Here is a 20,082-nt window from a genome sequence, read left to right as displayed (position 1 = left end):
TTTCTAAATCTCCTTAATTTGCACTTTCTTTCCCAAATCTTTTAAAAGTTCAGCCAACTCATTAACAAGTTTTAATTTTATACTTAAATCCATAGGTAAGTTTGGATTTTGATGAGCTGGATTCACTGCTTTTCCAATCCAAATAGTAAGATGCGTACATTCCTCTAAAAGAATTCTCATAAGTTTTGATGCTCCATCTTGTCTAGTAATATTATTTATATTGTATGCTGATGATAAAATATTCCTTTTATATTCCTTTAGCATGTCTACAACTTTACTTAAAGTAATAACTCCCTCTGTTATTAAATCTATTCCTTCCATATCAGCTGTAGGCGGTATATCCTTTGATATAAAATCTAAATTAACTTTTAATGGTTTATTAAGTTCTCTTTGAGCAATATTTGCTGCTGTTCCTCCACATATTATTTTCTTTCCAAAGCTATTAATGAAATGTTTTATAACTTGTCCATCTTTAGTCTTATCTTTAGGAGGTCCTGTAAATAAATTAATATATTCTGGTGCTTTTATCTTCATAGTAACTACGGTAGCATCGTCTCCTGGTTTACCTCCATAAAGATCTGAGCATACATCACATAAATCCTTTGTTATACTTCTAGCATCTTTTCTATTCCTTGAGCTTCTTTGAAGATAATCACTGACATTTTCCCATTTCCATCCTAAATTCATTATATTTCCAAGCCCAGCATGAATAACCCCATCACTAACTACAATTAATGCATCTCCATGTTTTACATAAAATTTGCTTTCATAAACTTTTCTATCATTTATTATAATCTCTTTTTTATGTATATTTAACAAATTGCCATCTCTAATTATAAATGTTGGCGGATTATCGTATTCTGCTAAATAAACTCTTCCATCATCATATATTTTTATAAGGGTAAAAGTTGAATAAGCTACCTTTCTTACTTTACACACAGGTAAAGTATTTACTATAGTATCAACAGTTTCGTATATATCTGCTCCATCCTTTAACATGGTAGCAGATATTTTAGTAGTTAAAGTAGATAATATATTAGCCTTTACTCCACTTCCCAATCCATCAGCCATAACTACTATAGTACTGTCTGCAAGCTTCACCGTTTCAACACTATCTCCACATAATTCTTCTCCATATTTTATTAAGCTATGAAAGGATACATCTACAAATAAGCTCATCTTATTTCCCCCTCTTCTCCTTCCACTACCTTTTTTAGTTTAGTTAAAATCATTTTTGTTTCAGCTGTTGTTTCCCCTAAAAGGCTTGCTATTTCTTGTGCTACTCTCATTTGCTTTTCAATAACTTCTTGGGCAGCATTTAAAGTATTTTCTTTTACTTTTATAAGCTCCTTTTTATTTTTTTCTTCTTCCATTATATTTACCATAGAAGCCATTATTATATCTTGCTTAGGCAAATATGCAATATTTTCAATAAATACTACATTATATTGAGGAAGAGCTATTTTTTTACCTATAATACTTTTTCCCGTTTTTCTTACATATCTAAAATCTTCATCTGCCATTAAACTAGTAATAGGTTTATCTTTTATATTGTTTGCATCTACTGAAAATATTTTCTCTCCTGCTGGATTTATTTCTTTAATTCTTAAATTTCCATCTAATAAAATTATACATGTAACTGTATTCTCAAATATAACATTTGTTATATTCTCAGCTTTACTCCTCATATAATGTAAACACATAGTAGTTTCAGCCATACCATTATATACTGCTTTTGCTTTTTCTCTACAAGTATCATATCCACATACTCCACAATTTAATTCATCTTCTGCACTATATTTTCCCATACTTTTCATTATATTTTCTATTTCTTCCATTGAAGGATTATGATTATAAAAACTCTTATCAATAAATTCTGTGGTAAAATCCATATTTTCTGGTGTTGACACTATATCAATATTTTCTTTAGAATTTGTTTCTCTTTTTTTTATATAATCCTCTACAGCATTCAGCCTTTCAAAATAATCCTTTCTATCTCTAATTCTATTGGGACCACCTATGCAACTTCCTTTACAAGCACTTACTTCAACTAATAAATTTTTTAATTCTCCTTTTTCTATACTAGTAAAAAGTTCTATACAATCCTCTATTCCACTTACAGATAGTTTATGATAATGTTTTATTTTCTCCAGATTTCCAACAGCTTTAATTATTCCTCCATGTATTGGATATCCTCTTCCTATATCAAAAGCCATTCCATTAATTTTTTCTTCTTTTAATTTATCTATACCTATGCCTTCATCCACAATCCATTTTTCTATCTCTTCATAAGTTAATACTGCATCTATAGGTCTTTCCTCTTCATTATAACTATCTGACTCAACTTTCTTAGCTCCACAAGGTCCTATAAAAACTATAAAACTATTCTTATATATACTTTTCAGTATTTTACCATGAGCTGTCATAGGAGTAACTATTGGTATCATATAAGAAATCAATTTTGGAAAATACTTTTCTATAAGATAATTAGCTGATGGACAACAAGTAGTTATATAATTTTCTCTACAATTTTTATTTATATAGTCTTTATATAATTCTGTCACTACTTCTGCTCCAAATGCAGTTTCATTTACATCATGAAACCCAATTTTCTTAAGAGCATGAATTATTTTTCCTTCTCTTCCTTTAAAAAAACCAGCAAAAGAAGGAGCTATACTCACTATAACCTTTTCCCCATTTTGTATGGCATTTTTAACCTTTTCCAAATCACTTACTATATTTCTTGCATTTTGAGGGCATATAGCTAGGCAATGACCACAACTTATACATCTTTCCTCTACTATTTCAGCTTGTTCATTTTTAAACCTTATAGCTTTTACAGGGCAAGATCTAAGGCATTTATAACAATTTTTACAATTAGCTCTTGAAAAATTCATATGGCTCATTTTATTATCCTCTCCATAACCTGTTCTTTAAAAAAATCATTTACATTACTTTTATTTACTGAAAATATATCTTCCCCTATTTTTACAGATACCCCTTCTGTGCAATGCCCTAAACAAAAAGCTCCCTTAAGCTCTATCTTATCTTCTAATCTATTCTCTATAATAAGTTTTTGTAATGCTTCAATAACCACATATGATCCTTTTAGATGACAAGCACTTCCCACACACACATTTATATCAACCATTTTATAACCACCATCCTCAAACCCTATAATCTTTTCTATAAACAATTTTACCTCAAAGATTAAATTTATTCTACATCTATACACTGTAATCTTTTCTCTATATTCTAAAAAGTTGCCATACAATATTTTTATATAAAGAATAATATAGTCATTCTTAGTAAAAATATAATTATATATTATTTATTTGTAGGAAGGCGGTTCTGCTATGGATATTCACTCACCTAATATTACATTAAATATATTAATCATATTATTACTAGTTTGCATTAATGCTTTTTTTTCTGCTTCTGAAATGGCCATAGTATCTTTAAATAAAACAAAGTTATCTCATATGGCAGAAGAAGATAAAAACGTTAAAGCAAATCTCATTTTAAATTTGTCAAAGGAAACTAGTAAATTTTTAGCTACAATACAAGTAGGAATTACTTTAGCTGGATTTTTAGCTAGCGCTTCTGCAGCTACAAATATTTCTACTCCATTGTCAAATTGGCTAAAAAAAATGAATGTGCCTGCTAGCAGTCAACTTTCCTTAATTTTAGTAACAATATTACTATCATATATTACTTTAGTTTTTGGTGAATTAGTTCCTAAACGTCTAGCACTACAACATTCAGAAAATATAGCTATGTTTGTAATTAAACCTATAATATTATTTTCAAAAATTACACTCCCCTTTGTAAAAGTATTAACTTGGTCAACTAACCTTTTAGTAAGAATATTTGGAGTAAGTACAGATAATATAGAGGAAGATGTATCAGAAGAAGAAATAAAAATGATGATAGACGTAGGTGAAGAAACAGGAGTGATAAAACAAACAGAAAAAGAAATGATAAATGGTATATTTGACTTTGACGATACTTTAGCCAAAGAAATTATGACTCCTAGGACTAATGTTTTTGCAGTAGATATAAATTCTCCATTAAATGAACTTATTGATCAAATTTTAGAAGAAAAATACTCTAGAATACCTGTTTATGAAGAAGATATTGATAATATAATTGGAATTTTATACATCAAAGATCTGTTTTTTAATATTAGACATAATTCATTAGATGAAGATTCTATAAAAAAATTATTAAGACCTGCATACTTTGTTCCAGAAACAAAAACTATAGATACTTTATTTAAAGACCTTCAAAAGAGTAAAAATTATATAGCAATGCTTATAGATGAATATGGAGGATTCTCAGGAATTGTAACCATGGAAGATTTATTAGAAGAAATTGTAGGAAATATCTTTGATGAATATGATGAAAATAGTGAACTTATAAGAAAAATAGACGCTCATACATACTTAGTAGATGGTCTTCTTTCAATTGATGATATAAATGACCTTCTTCATTTAAATTTACCTTCTAACCATGCAGATACTATAGGTGGTTTTGCCATAAATCTATTAGGTAGTATACCTAATAATACAGATGAAAAAACCTTAGAATATAATGGCATAGTTTTTAAAATAGAGGAAGTAGAATACAAAAGAATAACTCGTTTAAAGATATATATACCTTAAATTTACCATAAAACTATTGACTTCACCCCTAATCTCTACATTATAATAAAATTATACCAATATAATTTATAGGCGTTATAAATTGTTAATAGAGGAGAGATTTATATGAAAAAAATCAGATCAATCGTAGCTTCCGCTACACTAGCAGCTATTCTTACAGCTACTAATACAGCTAGTGTTAATGCGAAAGTAGACACTAGATTAGGGGGTAACAATCGTTATGCTACAGCTGAAGCAATTGCTAACCGTATTTACAGCGGTACTGTAGACAACATAGTGCTAGCTAGTGGAAAAGCTCCTTATGATGCTCTATCAGCTAGCTTATTTGCTAAAAACATTAATGCTCCTATCCTTCTTGCAGATAAAGATAAGAACGAATGTAAAGAAACTTTCAATTATATTAAAAAACATTTAAGTAAATCTGGTACTGTATACATCTTAGGTGGTGAAGGAGCAATAGGAAAAGATGTAGAAGCTGAAATAAAAAAATTAGGTTTTAAAGCTGAAAGAATTTCAGGTAAAAACAGATTTGACACAAGCAGTAAAATACTTGATAAGATAAAGATAGAAAAAGGAACTCCTGTATTTATAGCAAGTGCTGCAGGTTTTGGAGACTCTTTAAGTGTTTCCAGTATTTCTGCTACAAAAGGTTACCCATTAATTATGACTGGTAAGGATAAACTTCCAACAGAATTAAAAGCTCAGTTAAATAAAATACAACCTTCGAAAGTATATATAATAAGTTCCCAAGCTTTAGTATCTAATAATATTGTAAATGAATTAAAATCAATTAATTCAAATCTAACAGATTCTGATATCATTAGAATCGCTGGTAAAGATAGATATGAGACAAACTTATTAATAAATAAATCCTTTGATTTAAAATCTTCTAATACGGTAGTAGCTTCTGGTGAAAGCTTTGGAGATGCTCTTACTGGTAGTGTGCTAGCTGCTAAGTTAAATGCTCCAATGATCTTAACTAACGGAAAAGATTTTTCAGAACAAAGCTCTTATTTAAATTCAACAGAATATGTAAATCACTATATATTAGGTCTTGAAGGGTCTGTTAGTAAATCTATAGAAAATACATTAAATAATACTGTTTCCAAAACAGCTGATGGACAAGAATTTTTAACTAAACTTTTTACAGCTGAAGAAGTTAAATCTTGTGAAATGGCTGGAAATTATGATATCAAATTTACAGCAAAAGATCTTCCTGCTGAAGTTCAAAATGGATTTAATCAAATGTTATCCACTGTAGGAGATACTATAACTATAGACATGACTGGAAAACTTCAAAATGAATCTGATACAAAAATGAAGGAAGAAGTATCTAGTACAATAAAATTAGGTGGTTTTATGGCTGCAAAGCCTATTAAATTCCCTATGTGGATAGATATGGATGCTTCAAAGACTGCTGATCCATCATTTAAATTAATATACGGTTTACCTAAAGAATTAACTGATCTTGCAGTAGCTGATCCAAGCATGGCTGAGCTAAAAGGAAAAGAATATATGATTCTTAATATGTCAGATATGGACAAATTAGATGATAACTCAAAAGATGTTACTACTCCTAAAATGGATTATGCTAAAATTACAAGCTTTATAGAAAAGAACAAGAACACTTTTGAAAAATTAGGATTAAAATATGCTGCTGCTTACAAACCTAATTTTAATATAGTAACAAAATTAGGTACTAAAACTACTCCTGATGGCAGAACTGCTACTGGTTATCAAATAACTTTAAATAATGAAACTTTAAAAGCATTTTTAGCTTATACAGGAAACAATGTTTTAAACTTTGTTGAACAAAAAGAAGTAATGGACTTTATCAAAGCTTACATGAATGTTTGCGTAGATTCAGTAAATTCTTCTGATAAAACAATAGATAAGACTGAATTCCAAAAAGAATTTGATAAAGGATTTAATGAATTCTTAGATAATATGCCAGCTAACAAATTGGCTTATAGCAAGTTCGTAGAAGGCTTCTCATCTATGGAGTTATTGGGAAAAGATGGTATCCAAATTAAATATTACTTAGATGACAAAGGTAGAACTGTTTATGAAGAAGGCGTAATGGACTTCAAATTTGATTTAGCAAAAATGGGTGCCCCAAATGTTAAAGGTACAGTTGGTATGACTATTAATTTTAATACATCTTTAACTAAGTTAAATGATAGTAGCATAACTGTTAATATGCCAGCATTAACTGAATCAAACTCTATAGACTATTTTAAATTTTTACAATCAACAATGGAAAATGCAATTGAAACAACTGAAAATGTAGAAATAAAATAATAATTATACAAAGGGCAACTCAACTGAGTTGCCCTTTGTACTATGTAATAAAATACTTATTAAATTCTAGTACATAATATTTAATCCTATTTATACAATATATTTCTGTTATAATATCAGATGATAAATTATCTCATTAAACTGTTGACAAAATTTATGGAAAGTAATATCATAAATGCATATAGTGTACTACATCAACTAATACACAATACACACTCATAGAAAAGAGGTGATGTTTTGATAAATATAAATAGCAGAAGCAGTAAATCCATTTATGAACAAATAGTTGATCAAATAAAAGAAAATATTTTAAAAGGAATATTAAACCCAGGTGATAAACTACCCTCCGTTAGAGAATTATCTTCTATGCTTACTATAAATCCAAATACTGTTAGCAAAGCCTACCGAGAGCTAGAAAGACAAAAAACTATAGAAACTATTAGAGGTAAAGGAACTTATGTATCCTCTAACTATAACCCTAAAATAGATGAGGATAAGCTAGAGTTTATAAAAAATGACCTAAAAAAGCTTATAGTAGAAGCTTACTATATGGGCATAGATAAGAAGGAGTTTAAAAATATTTTAGACCAATTATATAACAATTTTGAAAGGATGTGAAATAATGCTTCAAATAAATAATGTCTATAAATCCTTAGGGGACAAACAAATACTTAAAGATGTAAACTTAACTGTAAATAAAGGAAGCATATTTGGTCTTATTGGAGAAAATGGTGCTGGTAAAACTACTTTAATCAAATGTATACTAGGTGTTTACAAAATTGATAAAGGAACTATAAAAATACTTAATGAAGATGTATTCGAAAATAATACTATAAAAGAAAAAATAGGATACGTGGCTGATGAAAATCAATTTTTTCTTACTTTTAAGATTAGTGAATTAATTAAATTATACAGTCTAACTTATTGTAAATTTTCTATGGATAGATTTAAAGAACTAAATGATATTTTTAACATACCATTGAATAAAATAATAAAAGATTTATCTAAAGGTATGAAAATGAGAGTATCCTTAATGCTAAATTTAAGTATTATGCCGGAAATATTGGTATTAGATGAACCTACTTCAGGTCTTGACCCAATTATAAAGAAAAAGGTTATTAATATAATTTTAGAAGATGTAGCCCAAAGAGGAACTACCGTATTTATATCTTCTCACCATCTATCTGATTTAGAGAGAATATGTGACACAGTAGCTTTTATAAGCAGTGGAAAAATAAATTATATTAATAATATAGATGATATGAAAAGTAGTATAAAAAAGCTTCAAGTAGTATTTAAAGATACCTTGCCAGAAGATATACAATATTGGTCTGAAATTTTAACTATAGAAAGCATAGGAAGGGTAAATTATATAATTACTAAAAAATATTCTAAAGAATTAGTTACCAAATTATTAAATAAAGGCGCACTATTTGTTGATGAATTAAATCTAAGCCTTGAAGATATATTTATTTATTCTGCAGAGGACGGTGAAAGACATGAAAAATCTTTGGCATAATCCATTATTTTATAAGGAGTGGAGAAATGCTAAATGGATTTCATTACTCATTCTTTTAGATCTTATAATATTTAAAATCATAAATGTTACCTCAAGTTTAAATAACTTAAAATCTTATAAGCAATCTATTCTAGAACGTGCTGCTGAACATTCTAATTATAGTATTATGAATTATAATCTGTATAAAAAATATTGGTTTAATAATTCATTAAACGAATTTGAACCATGGATTTTTGGAGTAATAATTTTAACTATAGTTTTAGCAATAATATTATTTCAAAGTGAACGAAATGGTTCTACTTATTCTCTTATAGCTTCTATGCCTTTTAAAAGATCAGAAGTTATAAAAACTAAATGGCTTACAGGAATGCTTGCTATAACTTTACCTTTTATAATAACCTTTGTTGTTATAAGCGTATTTTATTTTATTAATTTAAAATGGATGATAGAGCAACCCTTTTCTTTAATTTTAAATTGGTTATTTATAAATATATTTACCTGTATTGCTATATTTTCTTTTATATTCTTTATAGAAACTATAATGGGACAAAATATATCTGCAGCTATAGTGGGTAGTTTAATATTAACTGCTCCTTCTGGATGTCTTTCTATTATAAATGAATTTATAATAACTCATATACAAAATCCTCTAACATATAGCCTAATAATAAAAGAAATAAATACTATTTCACAAAACATATTGCTTTATACCTCAAGTAAACCTACATTTAAATTTGATGAATTGGTAATAGGTGATAATCATATTCAACAACATTATTATATATATTATAATTATGGTTTAAAAATAGTAGTATTACTATTTTTAATTGGAATCACATATTTATTATCTATATACTGTTATAATAAAAATCAATTCGAGATGAATGGCTATTTAGTACTATTTAAACCTTTTGAGTATATATTAAAATTTGGAGTTGCAATTTGCTTGGGCTTATTGTGTTCCGCAGTACTTGGAGTTGGTTATAGTGATGGAAGCTTGCTAGCTATGTATTCCTTTTTACTTATAGGTTCTATACTAGGATATTTGGTAACTAATAAAGCTATTAATTATTTTGCTAAATAAAAATATATTGGCTATAATTTGAAATTTAAGAGGTAATAAAATCATATACTTTATTACCTCTTAAATTATTATCAATTGATTCTTAGATTTAGATAAAATTTGCTTAAAATGAATACTTCATACTGCTTTTTTTTAATTCTCTTGTACTATAAAGTATATCATAATCTTTTATATTAATTTCTTTAGCTATATGTTCTATTAACTTTTCACATTCCCCTTTTGTCTTTCCATGAATCATTGTAAAAAGATTGTACTTCCATTCCTTACAAGTAATTCTTTCATAACAATGAGTTACCTTTGATAACTTAGCTAAATAACTTCCTATACATTCAACTTTTTCATTTGGAACACACCATACCACCATAGCATTAGCCTTAAAACCTGCTTCTCTATGATGAAGAACTGCCCCTATTCTTTTAAGTATGCCTATATTTTTTAAATATTTTATCCTTTCAAGTATTTTCTCTTCTTCTACATTTAGTTCCTTTGCTATAGTTTTAAAAGGTTCTTTTTCTATAATTATATCTTCTTGAAGTCTTTTTATTATTTCCTTATCAAGAGCACCGAGCATCTTTTGTTCCTCCTAAGTTTAAAGTAACTTTTACTTTAAATAATCTATTAGATGGCAGACTTATTAGATTTAATATATCAGCTTCTTTCTTTATCTCTCTTATTATTTGGTCTATTCTCTCCTTAGATGGTGCTATTATAGTAAACCACATATTGTATCTATTATTTCTCATATAATTATGGGTTATTTCATCATACTTATTTATGATTGTGGCTACATATTCTATTTTATCTTCTGGTACAATTATTGCACATAAAGTACTGACATAACCAAGTTTTTTAGAATTAAATATTCCACCTAATCTTCTTATATATCCTTCTTCCTTTAACTTTTTAATCCTATCTATTACTTCATCCTCTGTTATATTAATTCTTTGTGCTAATGCTAAAAAAGGTCTTTTCTCTATGTCCAGTCCTTCTTGTATACATGTCAAAATAGTCTTATCTATATTATCCATATAGCCCTCCTAATTACTTATGAGAATAAACACAAAGATTTTCTTCCTGCATATAATCTCCATTATTATAATAAGCAGCTCTTGCTCTACAGCCCCCACAATTATGCTTAAATTTACATACTCCACAGCTTCCTTTATAATTTTGTGTCCTAAGTTCATTAAATATACTACTATTTTCCCATATATAATTAAATGGAGTATGCTTAACATTTCCAACCACTTTATTTAAGTAAGCACAGGGCTGAACATCTCCTTTAGGACTAATGATACAATAGCTTATACCTGCAAGACATCCTCTAGTAAATCTAAGTTTCATTTTCATACTTTCAGCTACTCTAATAAATTGAGGCGCACAAGTAGGTTTTATTTCAATTTTAACTTCTTGCTGCTTCTTCATTATTTCCTTAAGTAGTATCTCATATTCATTCTTTTCTAAAACTTCTTTTTCTATATTTTCTCCTCTTCCTGTAGGGACTAAAAAGAAAATATGATAGGCTGATGCTCCCATAGCTACTGCAAAGTCTGCCATAGGAATTATTTCTTCTTTATTCCACTCCATAACTGTTGTATGTATTTGAAATCTTAGCCCTATATCTCTACAGTTCTTCATTCCTAAAAGAGTATCCCTAAATGCATTTTTATCTCCTCTAAACTGATTATGTTTTTTAGCATTTAAGCTATCTAAGCTTATTCCTACCCCCCTGGCTCCAGCCTGTTTAAGTTTTTCAGCTATATCTTTAGTAATTAAAGTACCATTTGTTCCGAGTACTGGCCTTAAACCTATTTTAGAAGCATATTTTATAAGCTCAAATATATCTTCTCTCATAAGAGGTTCCCCTCCTGAGAAAATCATTATTTTAAATCCTGCTTTGTGTATTTCTTGTATAAGTTCTTTAGCTTGCTGTGTTGTAAGTTCTTCCTTAAGCTTTTCACCAGCTTCTCTATAACAGTGACTACAATATAAATTACATTTATTTGTTGTATTCCACGATACTATCATAATTTGCCCCCTTATAGCCCTATTTGATTATCTGTAAGATAACAAGTAGGATCTGACTGCCAGAAGTCCCCTGTAACCGCTTCTGCACGAGTTCTAAAATTTCCATTACATATAGAGAGCCATTTACACTTTCTACATCTTCCTTTAAGTAAGGATTTCCTATCTCTTAGTCCATTTAAAATAGGATGCTTTGAATTTTTCCATATAAAGCTAAACTTTTCTTCCTTAACATTTCCAAAACTGTGCTGCCATGTAAACTGATCTGGATGAACATTTCCCCTATAATCTACACATCCAAAAGCCATTCCAGATCTATTTCCACCATTAGTTTTTATAAGATTTAATATATTATCAGCTTTATCTGGAAACCTTTCTAAAGCTCTAAGATATAAATATACTGCATCTGCATGATTATCTACAGTTAATATTTCTACATTTTCTCCAAGCTCTAAAGATTTACTCATAATTAAATCCAAAACTTCTCTTCTTTCCTCTTTTGATATATCTTCATCCATAAGTTTGTTTCCTCTTCCAGAATAAACAAGATGATAAAAACATACTCTTGGTATTTGTTCTTCTTTTATTAATGTAAATATATCCTCAATACTCTCTAGATTATGTTTATTTATGGTAAACCTAAGTCCTACCTTCTGCCCTACCTCTACACAATTTCTTATTCCCTGTAATGCTTTATCAAAAGATCCTTTAACCCCTCTAAACTCGTCATGCTTTGTGCCAGTACCATCTAAACTTACTCCTACATATCCAACCTTCATATTCTTTAACTCTTTACAGACATCTTCATTAAGTAAAGTACCATTAGTAGATATAGTACTTCTTATTCCAAGCTTAGATGTAAAATTCAATATTTCAAAAAAATCTTCCCTTAGCATAGGTTCTCCACCTGAAAATAGTATTACAGGCACATTAAAGTTCTTTAAATCTTCAATAAAATCTTTAGATTCATCCAAATTTAACTCTTCATTGCACTTCTTATTTTCTGCATTTGCATAACAATGTACACATTTTAAATTACACTTCTTAGTGCAATTCCAAACTACTACAGGACCTCTTCCAAAATTAACTCCATGTTTACATTCTCCTGCACCTTTTTCATATCTTAAACTATCTCCAAAATTATGCGAATTCCATAATAACTTTGTTATACTTAACATATACCTCTCCTTATCAATATAAATTATTAATTAATAATTATTTATTAGCTTTTATAATATCTATTATAACCGTAATTTATTATTATTTCAAAACTTTTCTACGTACATTTATCAATGCTTATATCTATTTTACTAGAGGATAACAAAAATAGTACTAGTACCTTTTATATAAAAATAAAAGCTTAGTATAATACTATTTTAAAGTATTATACTAAGCTGACTAATATACTGATTTTAAAAGCTTATTTAATAAATATTAATGATGATTATGGCAACTACATTTACACTTATGTCCATGTTCTCCCTGATGTTCTTCATGACCATGACAAGTACTTTCTACGGATTTTAGCTCTCCTTTTAAATACTTATCTACTATATCATCACATAATCCATTTGCACCAAGTATAACTTTTATATTATTTTCTTTAAGAAGATTTTGTGCACCTTCTCCCATATTGCCTGCTATTACTACATCTATGTTTAGTTCTTTTAAATATACTGGAACCTTTACTTTTTCATGACCTGGGTTTTCTATAATATTTTTATCTACTATTTTATCTTCATTTATTTCATAAATTGTAAATAAAGGACAATGTCCAAAATGTCCACTTATTTTATTTTCTATTGTTGGTAATGCTATTTTCATTTTCTTTTCCTCCTAAAATGATTATTGGCATTTGCAAATTTAATATTAATACATTTTACTAATGATGTCAAATAATACTTTTAGACATTCTGCTTCATAGAATTAAATTCATATTCTTATAAAAACTTACATAAAACAATACTAAATATTAAGTAATTAAAAACGAAATACTTATTAACAAAAGTTATCAAAAGGGGGATTATTATGAAATTTAAAAGTATAAAATCAAAAATTATAGCCTCAGTACTTCCCATTATTATCATTTCTACACTATCTTTAACTTTTATAAGCTATTTTAGTTCAAAAAAAATTATTAATAATGAAATACAAAATAAAATGAACAATCAACTAGCTGCAAATATAGAAGAAATACAGAAAAAATTACTAAAACATGCTCAAATCACTCAGTCTCTTTCTAAAACAGTTGAATCCTGTTATAAAATACTAAAAAAAGATACTTATGCTTCTCTACTAAAAAGAGTTATTGACACTAATGCTGATACATTAGGTTGTGGAGTATGGTTTGAACCTTATAAATTAGATAAGAAAATTAAATTTTTTGCACCTTATGCATATAAAGATAATGGTTCTATAAAATATACAGACGAATATAGTGCAGATAATAGCAATTATAATGAAAATGATTGGTATAAAATAGGTGTAAACAGCACTAAAGGAGTTGTTTGGTCTGCTCCCTATATTGATAGCGTTACTAAAATTAGTATGGTTACATCAACAAGTCCATTGTATGATGGCAGCAATAAATTTATTGGAGTTACAACAGGAGATATAAGTTTAAGCACTATACAAAATATCATACAAAATATAAAAATTGGAACCAAAGGTAGGGCATTCTTAATAGATAGTAATGGAACATATATTGCTGATAAAGATGCATCTAAAATATTAACTAAAAAAATAATCCAAGAGGAAAATAGTGCTTTAGTTTCTCTAGGAAATACTATCCTAGGAAAAGAAAAAGGCGAAGCATCCTTTAAAAATGAAAATGGTATAAATAATGTATATTATTCAAAAATACCAGATGTAAATTGGACCTTAGCACTTATTGTTCCACAATCTGAACTATATGCTGCTACTAAAGCTCTTTTACTAAAAACATTATTAGTTGTATTATTTACAATAATACTGTCCATATTATTTGTGTTATACTTTGCAAAATATTTAACCATAAATATTAACAAAGTTAATAGATTAGCTTTAGCCATATCTAAAGGAGATTTAACTCAAAATATAGAAGTAAACTCTCATGATGAATTAGGGGAAATGGCATCATATTTAAATAAAATGATAGAGAATTTGAAAAACATTATAAAAACCATTATGGACAATTCCCAAGACATGAGCGCTGCAAGTGAAGAACTCTCTGCAACTGTTGAAGAAATGACTTCAAAAATAGAAACTATAAGTACATCTACTGAGCAAATATCAAATATTTCTCAACAATCTAGCGCTACCTCTAAAGAAATAGCTTCTTCTGTTGAGGAAGTTAACTCTAATATAACCAATCTTTCCAACAAAGCTAATGACGGAAATAATCAATCTAGCAAAATAAGTAAAAGAGCTATAGAAATAAGTGATAAAGCAAAGGCCTCTAGTGAAGAAACAGAAAATCTATATAGAGAAAAAGAGAAAAATATATTACAGGCTATAGAGGAAGGTAAGATTGTAGATGAAATAATATCTATGGCAGATGCCATCTCAAATATTGCTTCTCAAACTAATTTACTTGCTTTAAATGCGGCCATTGAAGCAGCCAGAGCTGGTGAAAATGGTAAGGGTTTTGCAGTAGTAGCTGAAGAAGTTCGTAAGCTTGCGGAACAATCTTCAAATACTGTATCAAAAATTCAAAAAACTATTGGCAGAGTTAATTCAGCATTTAGCTATTTGTCCGAAAATTCTAATGGAATTTTAACATTTGTAAATGAAAAAGTATTAGAAGACTATAAACTTTTAGTTCATACAGGAAAACAATATAATGATGATGCTGATTTTATTAATAAAATGTCTAAAGATATTGCCTTCATGTCTGAAGAATTAGCTTCTACAATTTTTGAAGTTAATAAAGCAATAGACAATATGGCAACTAATTCACAAAATACAGCAAGAAATTCTTCTGAAATACTAAATAGTATTAATGAAGCAGTACAACGTATGGAACAAATATCCATTACAGCACAAAATCAAGCAGAACTTGCACAAAAATTAAACGAGTTAATACAAAATTTTAAAATATAAATATTATTTCTCATATATTTCAGTACTTTAAAACTAAGTTTTATATGTACGTCAATGAGTTACTATAATAAATACAGTTGTTATAATTAAGGATAAACTTATAACAACTGTATTTATTATATATACTATTTCATAATTTTGTTATACGGAATATCAAGTGCCTTTATCCAATATATCACAGCAGCTATTAACATAACTATCATATATACATATATGCCAATATTAAAATTAACTGATGTAATAGCAAAATGTATTCCTCCTAAAGCCGCCAATACAAACATCAGAGGTATGATTAATAATCCTTCACTGCTTTGCGTAACTTGGAAACTCTGAGAAAATGGAAGCTCTTTGTTCATAAGTCTAAAACACATAATTGTAAATATCATCATGTTTAAGAATCCTATAATTAAATGTGGAAAAATCTTAATTCCAAATATGAATAAGAATACAAGTGATATAAATGAATATATTGGAATTATTAATTTAAATAATAAAGCTTTTAATACTCCTTTAAAAACTGGTGCTAAGTTTTTAAGAGGCATTACTCTATAAATCCATGCCCCCTTATATCTTTCTGAATATTTCATCATCATAACCACAGTAGGTAAACTTAAAACAGAAAAATATATATTAAAATAATACTTTGTTGAAGGCATATAATTTAACCATTCACTAAAAGATTGAGTCTTTGAAAGAGTATTAAACATAAATATAAATGGAAAAACAATAGCAAAGCCCAATGATGGATATACTTTTAATTTAAATTGTCTTTCATTTTTTATCATATTGTAAGCAAATTTAAAAAATGTTCTTTCTTCATTAGTGAAGCAAACAACTTTACTTAGTATTTCTCCAAAATTTCTCTTTTTATTTGCAGCTGAGCTGTCATTTAATTTTTGTAAGTTTCTTTCAAAGCTTGGAACAAGCTTTATATAAATTAATATAGCTACACAAGGAATAATAATAGCAAATACTGATAATGCTATAATATAGTTGCTAAAATTATTATTTAACACCATCTCTAAAGGTGCAGCAAACCATATAGGCCATATTAAATATTGCCACCACTTAGGCGTAAAAATTGCATTTACATCAATAATATTAAATAATCTTCCTATGAACTGATATCCTATAGTTATAGTTAATGTTAAAGTTATCTGAACATAGTTTATTATATCCTTTAATTTTTCTCCATCAAAAAATTTTAATATTATAGCATATAACAAAGCTGTAAGTGCTACCATAAACATATCTACTAAAATTATTTCACATAATAAAACTATAAAAAACTTAATTCCATGTCTAGTTGATACTATAAGTGCAATTCCCGTTAATGAAATAGTTATATAAAACATATAAATTAATATATGAGTAAATTTAGCTGCATTAACGGTTTTGCTATTTACAGGTTTAGTAAACATAATATTTCTATCTCTAATGTCTAATAATACAGATGAAAAATCAGAAATAAAAGTTGTAATAAGCATAAACATTAATATTCCAAAAAATATGCTCATTTGAAACATTATATTATTATTTGATATTACTAAAGTCACTAAAATTAGTCCAAACAATACATACATCCACAAAGATTTAAAAAATTTATTATCATCATTTTCCTTCTTTTTTTGTGAATTATTCATTATAGTTGGAACTCTTCTTCCATCCATAGTAAGTTTAAGCTGAAGAATTTTTCTCATTATTTTATAATCTACACCAAATTTCTCAAAAATCCATTTAAATTTATCTATAATTCTTAATACTTTAAACTCTTTCATATTAATTTCCTACCTTGCACTATAGATACAAATTCTTCTGCTACATCTTTATATTTATTAAATCCTGTCAATTGGTTAAATATCTGCTCTAATGAACCCTCTTTACATTGATATTTTAAATCATCAAAGCTCCCATCTGCTACTATTTTTCCATCACTTAGCAAAACAATTCTATTACTTATTTTCTCTACAACATCCATTATATGAGATGAATAAAATATAGTTTTACCCTGACTTGCTAATTCGGCTAAAATTTCTTTCACTACCATTACACTATTTGCATCTAATCCACTTAAAGGTTCATCTAAAAATAATATGTCTGGATCATGTATCAAACTTGATATTATTAAAATCTTTTGTTTCATTCCTTTTGAATAAGAAGAAATTTTAGAATCATAGACTTGTTCTATTCCAAACATCCTCATAAGATTTTTCGCCTTATTATCTACATCATTATAATCCAATCCATACAATTCTCCTATAAAAATTAAATATTCCTTAGCAGTAAGATTATCATATATATCTGCAGTTTCTGGAACATACCCTATCCTTCTTTTATATTCTATTTCTCCATCTTTTATAGATTTTCCAAATATATTAATATCCCCAGTATATCCTTCAATAAGCCCTAACATAATTTTTACTGTGGTACTCTTTCCCGCTCCGTTAGGTCCTATATATCCTATTATTTGCCCTTTATATACCTCCAAATCTATACCTTTTAATACATTTTTATCTCCAAAACTCATTTTTAAATCCTTTATAGTAATTATAGGATCATTTACTAATTCCATACGATCACCTCAATTTTACATATATGAATTAAATATTATTTATTTTTCTTTCTAAGTAAAATTATAACATAAAATAATTTGTTTCATATAAATATTTGAGTTATTATATATATTGAACACTATATTATTTATTTTGGGGGTAATAGTATGGAAAATATCAAAAATTATGATGTAAAAATCACAGTTCTTAAAAAAACTCAAGTAGATAGCATTCATAAAGAATATGCTAAAAGCGATATTCCTATTGTCTGTTCAAAAAGTGAAGAGGGAGATGAATTCATATCAAAAAATGCTACTCAACCTGAAGGTTTTTGTAATGGAGCTTGGAAAGGTATAGCTGATACTGTTTCTGTTTTAGCTTCAGGAGGAAACAACCCTTATGTAAAGCAAGATGGAGTTGCAATTCGTTGCTGTAATGATGGTCTTCATCCAGTTATCTATAAGTTAGAAAGAATAATCGACTAATTTCACGAAAAAGATTAAATTATAGATAATAGATAAGGAACCTTTCGCCATTAAAGCAAAGGTTCCTTATCTATTATTTTTTATTAAAAATTTTACAATTAAAAATTTATCCAAAAACAAAAACACTACCTTCAAGGCAGTATTTTAATATGCGACTAAACCTATAAGCGGAGTTCTGTATTAAACAGTCATCTATCTAGGCCTATTGTTACCAATAAGCTCAAGCGATACTACCCGGGAGCAGGACGGGCCGTCCCTGGAAGTTAATCTTCCTACTCCCCTATTCGATCTTGCTCCAGGTGGGGTTTACATAGCCGTAAAGTCGCCATTACGCTGGTGAGCTCTTACCTCGCCTTTCCACCCTTACCTAAGTTAAACTTAGGCGGTATATCTCTGTTGCACTTTCCTTCAGGTCACCCTGACTGGGGGTTACCCAGCACCCTGCCCTATGGAGCTCCGACTTTCCTCTCCTGCATAAAGCAGCAGCGACTGTCTGGCTTACTCGCAGAACTTATAATAACATATTATAATATAAATTGCAAATAATTTTTATGGTTTAATATTAATTTCATTTTGGTTATTATTCATTTTTTTTACTTATTAAACAAAGTATTCTACCGCAATTATCACAATGAACTATATCTTCTCCCCTTTTAAGTCCGCTTAATGTCATTGAAGATACTTTAACTTTACATCCAGTACATACGTCCTTTTCTAATGCTGATACTGCAATCTTTTTCTGAGTTTTTATATAATCAAATTCTTCTAGTATATCTGGTGAAATTTCATTTCTTATCTTCTCTATTTCCTCTTTATAAATTTCAAATTCTTTTTTTGCTTCTTCCATTATATTGTTCATTTTTCTTTTATAGTCATTAAATTCATTTTTAATTTTAGTTAATACTGTTTTTAATTCTTTTTCTCTTTTTTCTAGTTCTTCTTCTTTTTCTAATAAATTAAGGCTTTCTTTCTCCATATCTTTTAATTTGTTATTTTTATTTTCTAATTCTTTTTCTAAAGTATTTATCATCTTTAAATCACTACCACATTCATTATATAGCTTATATTCCCCTTCTTTAATTTCATTTTTTATAGATTCCATATCTTTATTTATTAAATTGTATCTTCTATTTGTATCTTCTAACTGATTTTTATTACGCATATAATCAATTTTTAATTTATCAAATTCTTTCTTCATACTACTTAACAATCTTATATAGGACTTATCATTGAATATTTTATAACTTTCATCCATTTTATTATAGCTTTCCTGTAATTTTAATAATAATTCTACATTTTTCATAAGTTATTCCTCCTAATTCTAATTATATATATACCCAAATGGTTCTTAATTTTAAAATGAAGTTTGCTT

General features: G+C 27.9%; 18 protein-coding genes and 1 other RNA gene. 7 read left to right on the top strand and 12 right to left on the bottom strand.

The features are described 5' to 3' along the window. Window positions 1–3 precede the first annotated feature (3 nt). The 3 genes from J2Z24_RS01310 to J2Z24_RS01300 are packed head-to-tail and all read right to left on the bottom strand — an operon-like array spanning window position 4 to window position 3,151. A complete protein-coding gene (locus J2Z24_RS01310; RefSeq protein ID WP_035144443.1) occupies window positions 4–1,179 on the bottom strand; it encodes a SpoIIE family protein phosphatase in 1,176 nt (391 codons plus the stop codon). After that, window positions 1,176–2,906: a [Fe-Fe] hydrogenase large subunit C-terminal domain-containing protein gene (locus J2Z24_RS01305; protein ID WP_035144442.1), complete on the bottom strand. Its 1,731-nt coding sequence runs from the start codon at window positions 2,904–2,906 to the stop codon at window positions 1,176–1,178. The genes J2Z24_RS01310 and J2Z24_RS01305 overlap by 4 nt, the downstream gene beginning before the upstream one ends. Next, window positions 2,903–3,151 (bottom strand): (2Fe-2S) ferredoxin domain-containing protein, encoded by a 249-nt coding sequence (locus J2Z24_RS01300; RefSeq protein WP_035144473.1) that lies wholly within the window; start codon window positions 3,149–3,151, stop codon window positions 2,903–2,905. The genes J2Z24_RS01305 and J2Z24_RS01300 overlap by 4 nt, the downstream gene beginning before the upstream one ends. A 205-nt stretch (window positions 3,152–3,356) precedes the next feature. On the opposite strand from J2Z24_RS01300, the gene J2Z24_RS01295 reads away from it, so the two are divergent. The 5 genes from J2Z24_RS01295 (at window position 3,357) to J2Z24_RS01275 (ending at window position 9,568) form a co-directional block, all read left to right on the top strand. Continuing rightward, the gene (locus J2Z24_RS01295; RefSeq protein ID WP_035144441.1) at window positions 3,357–4,664 is read left to right on the top strand and encodes a hemolysin family protein; all 1,308 of its coding nucleotides are present in this window, start codon (window positions 3,357–3,359) and stop codon (window positions 4,662–4,664) included. A 105-nt stretch (window positions 4,665–4,769) separates the two neighbouring features. After that, the gene (locus tag J2Z24_RS01290; RefSeq protein ID WP_051593087.1) at window positions 4,770–6,965 is read left to right on the top strand and encodes a cell wall-binding repeat-containing protein; all 2,196 of its coding nucleotides are present in this window, start codon (window positions 4,770–4,772) and stop codon (window positions 6,963–6,965) included. Window positions 6,966–7,202: 237 nt separating this feature from the next. Then, window positions 7,203–7,583, top strand: a complete 381-nt coding sequence (locus tag J2Z24_RS01285; protein WP_035144440.1) for a GntR family transcriptional regulator — start codon at window positions 7,203–7,205, stop codon at window positions 7,581–7,583. Between the two features lie 4 nt (window positions 7,584–7,587). Next, on the top strand, window positions 7,588–8,484 hold the full coding sequence (locus tag J2Z24_RS01280; RefSeq protein ID WP_035144439.1) for an ABC transporter ATP-binding protein: 897 nt from the start codon (window positions 7,588–7,590) through the stop codon (window positions 8,482–8,484). Then, the gene (locus J2Z24_RS01275) at window positions 8,465–9,568 is read left to right on the top strand and encodes an ABC-2 transporter permease (RefSeq protein WP_035144438.1); all 1,104 of its coding nucleotides are present in this window, start codon (window positions 8,465–8,467) and stop codon (window positions 9,566–9,568) included. The genes J2Z24_RS01280 and J2Z24_RS01275 overlap by 20 nt, the downstream gene beginning before the upstream one ends. A 103-nt stretch (window positions 9,569–9,671) precedes the next feature. Here the strand turns inward: J2Z24_RS01275 and ahbB are convergent, their stop codons facing one another. From ahbB to J2Z24_RS01250, 5 genes are all read right to left on the bottom strand, one after another. Continuing rightward, on the bottom strand, window positions 9,672–10,139 hold the full coding sequence (gene ahbB, locus J2Z24_RS01270) for a siroheme decarboxylase subunit beta (RefSeq protein WP_035144437.1): 468 nt from the start codon (window positions 10,137–10,139) through the stop codon (window positions 9,672–9,674). Then, a complete protein-coding gene (ahbA, locus tag J2Z24_RS01265) occupies window positions 10,123–10,596 on the bottom strand; it encodes a siroheme decarboxylase subunit alpha (protein WP_035144436.1) in 474 nt (157 codons plus the stop codon). Before ahbA ends, ahbB begins: the two co-directional genes overlap by 17 nt. A 13-nt stretch (window positions 10,597–10,609) precedes the next feature. After that, a complete protein-coding gene (gene nirJ2, locus J2Z24_RS01260) occupies window positions 10,610–11,596 on the bottom strand; it encodes a putative heme d1 biosynthesis radical SAM protein NirJ2 (protein WP_035144435.1) in 987 nt (328 codons plus the stop codon). 11 nt (window positions 11,597–11,607) lie between these two features. Next, window positions 11,608–12,771 carry a putative heme d1 biosynthesis radical SAM protein NirJ1 gene (gene nirJ1, locus J2Z24_RS01255; protein WP_035144434.1) on the bottom strand — a complete coding sequence of 388 codons (1,164 nt, stop codon included), beginning with the start codon at window positions 12,769–12,771 and terminating at the stop codon, window positions 11,608–11,610. Window positions 12,772–13,027: 256 nt separating this feature from the next. Then, entirely contained in the window at window positions 13,028–13,417 is a 390-nt protein-coding gene (locus tag J2Z24_RS01250) for a NifB/NifX family molybdenum-iron cluster-binding protein (protein WP_035144432.1), read from the bottom strand. A gap of 204 nt (window positions 13,418–13,621) precedes the next feature. Between J2Z24_RS01250 and J2Z24_RS01245 the strand changes: the two genes are divergently transcribed. Then, complete coding sequence (locus J2Z24_RS01245; protein ID WP_035144431.1) at window positions 13,622–15,673, top strand: methyl-accepting chemotaxis protein; 2,052 nt, start codon at window positions 13,622–13,624, stop codon at window positions 15,671–15,673. 125 nt (window positions 15,674–15,798) lie between these two features. Here the strand turns inward: J2Z24_RS01245 and J2Z24_RS01240 are convergent, their stop codons facing one another. Next, the gene (locus J2Z24_RS01240) at window positions 15,799–17,451 is read right to left on the bottom strand and encodes a hypothetical protein (protein WP_035144430.1); all 1,653 of its coding nucleotides are present in this window, start codon (window positions 17,449–17,451) and stop codon (window positions 15,799–15,801) included. Further along, a complete protein-coding gene (locus tag J2Z24_RS01235; RefSeq protein ID WP_035144429.1) occupies window positions 17,448–18,245 on the bottom strand; it encodes an ABC transporter ATP-binding protein in 798 nt (265 codons plus the stop codon). The genes J2Z24_RS01240 and J2Z24_RS01235 overlap by 4 nt, the downstream gene beginning before the upstream one ends. 147 nt (window positions 18,246–18,392) lie before the next feature. Here J2Z24_RS01235 and J2Z24_RS01230 point away from each other — a divergent pair, with 147 nt between their 5' ends. Continuing rightward, complete coding sequence (locus J2Z24_RS01230) at window positions 18,393–18,710, top strand: TIGR04076 family protein (protein ID WP_035144426.1); 318 nt, start codon at window positions 18,393–18,395, stop codon at window positions 18,708–18,710. A 148-nt stretch (window positions 18,711–18,858) separates the two neighbouring features. On the opposite strand, the gene rnpB is transcribed toward J2Z24_RS01230, so the two are convergent. Together rnpB and J2Z24_RS01220 are read right to left on the bottom strand one after the other, a co-directional pair. Continuing rightward, an RNA gene (gene rnpB, locus J2Z24_RS01225) (RNase P RNA component class A) lies at window positions 18,859–19,215 on the bottom strand. Between the two features lie 75 nt (window positions 19,216–19,290). Further along, complete coding sequence (locus tag J2Z24_RS01220; RefSeq protein ID WP_035144424.1) at window positions 19,291–20,013, bottom strand: zinc ribbon domain-containing protein; 723 nt, start codon at window positions 20,011–20,013, stop codon at window positions 19,291–19,293. Window positions 20,014–20,082 lie beyond the last annotated feature (69 nt).

Source organism: Clostridium tetanomorphum (genome assembly GCF_017873215.1).
Lineage (GTDB): Bacteria > Bacillota > Clostridia > Clostridiales > Clostridiaceae > Clostridium_AO > Clostridium_AO tetanomorphum.
This window is presented reverse-complemented; position numbering and strand designations above follow the sequence as displayed.

What these genes read in the sequence shown, in the direction of transcription:
- J2Z24_RS01280 (WP_035144439.1), top strand. Translation starts at nt 7,588, where the DNA reads ATGCTTCAAATAAATAATGTCTATAAATCCTTAGGGGACAAACAAATA.
- ahbA (WP_035144436.1), bottom strand. Translation starts at nt 10,596, where the DNA reads ATGGATAATATAGATAAGACTATTTTGACATGTATACAAGAAGGACTG.
- J2Z24_RS01235 (WP_035144429.1), bottom strand. Translation starts at nt 18,245, where the DNA reads ATGGAATTAGTAAATGATCCTATAATTACTATAAAGGATTTAAAAATG.
- ahbB (WP_035144437.1), bottom strand. Translation starts at nt 10,139, where the DNA reads ATGCTCGGTGCTCTTGATAAGGAAATAATAAAAAGACTTCAAGAAGAT.
- J2Z24_RS01240 (WP_035144430.1), bottom strand. Translation starts at nt 17,451, where the DNA reads ATGAAAGAGTTTAAAGTATTAAGAATTATAGATAAATTTAAATGGATT.
- J2Z24_RS01290 (WP_051593087.1), top strand. Translation starts at nt 4,770, where the DNA reads ATGAAAAAAATCAGATCAATCGTAGCTTCCGCTACACTAGCAGCTATT.
- J2Z24_RS01275 (WP_035144438.1), top strand. Translation starts at nt 8,465, where the DNA reads ATGAAAAATCTTTGGCATAATCCATTATTTTATAAGGAGTGGAGAAAT.
- J2Z24_RS01295 (WP_035144441.1), top strand. Translation starts at nt 3,357, where the DNA reads ATGGATATTCACTCACCTAATATTACATTAAATATATTAATCATATTA.
- J2Z24_RS01305 (WP_035144442.1), bottom strand. Translation starts at nt 2,906, where the DNA reads ATGAGCCATATGAATTTTTCAAGAGCTAATTGTAAAAATTGTTATAAA.
- J2Z24_RS01250 (WP_035144432.1), bottom strand. Translation starts at nt 13,417, where the DNA reads ATGAAAATAGCATTACCAACAATAGAAAATAAAATAAGTGGACATTTT.
- J2Z24_RS01300 (WP_035144473.1), bottom strand. Translation starts at nt 3,151, where the DNA reads ATGGTTGATATAAATGTGTGTGTGGGAAGTGCTTGTCATCTAAAAGGA.
- J2Z24_RS01245 (WP_035144431.1), top strand. Translation starts at nt 13,622, where the DNA reads ATGAAATTTAAAAGTATAAAATCAAAAATTATAGCCTCAGTACTTCCC.
- nirJ1 (WP_035144434.1), bottom strand. Translation starts at nt 12,771, where the DNA reads ATGTTAAGTATAACAAAGTTATTATGGAATTCGCATAATTTTGGAGAT.
- J2Z24_RS01310 (WP_035144443.1), bottom strand. Translation starts at nt 1,179, where the DNA reads ATGAGCTTATTTGTAGATGTATCCTTTCATAGCTTAATAAAATATGGA.
- J2Z24_RS01220 (WP_035144424.1), bottom strand. Translation starts at nt 20,013, where the DNA reads ATGAAAAATGTAGAATTATTATTAAAATTACAGGAAAGCTATAATAAA.
- nirJ2 (WP_035144435.1), bottom strand. Translation starts at nt 11,596, where the DNA reads ATGATAGTATCGTGGAATACAACAAATAAATGTAATTTATATTGTAGT.
- J2Z24_RS01230 (WP_035144426.1), top strand. Translation starts at nt 18,393, where the DNA reads ATGGAAAATATCAAAAATTATGATGTAAAAATCACAGTTCTTAAAAAA.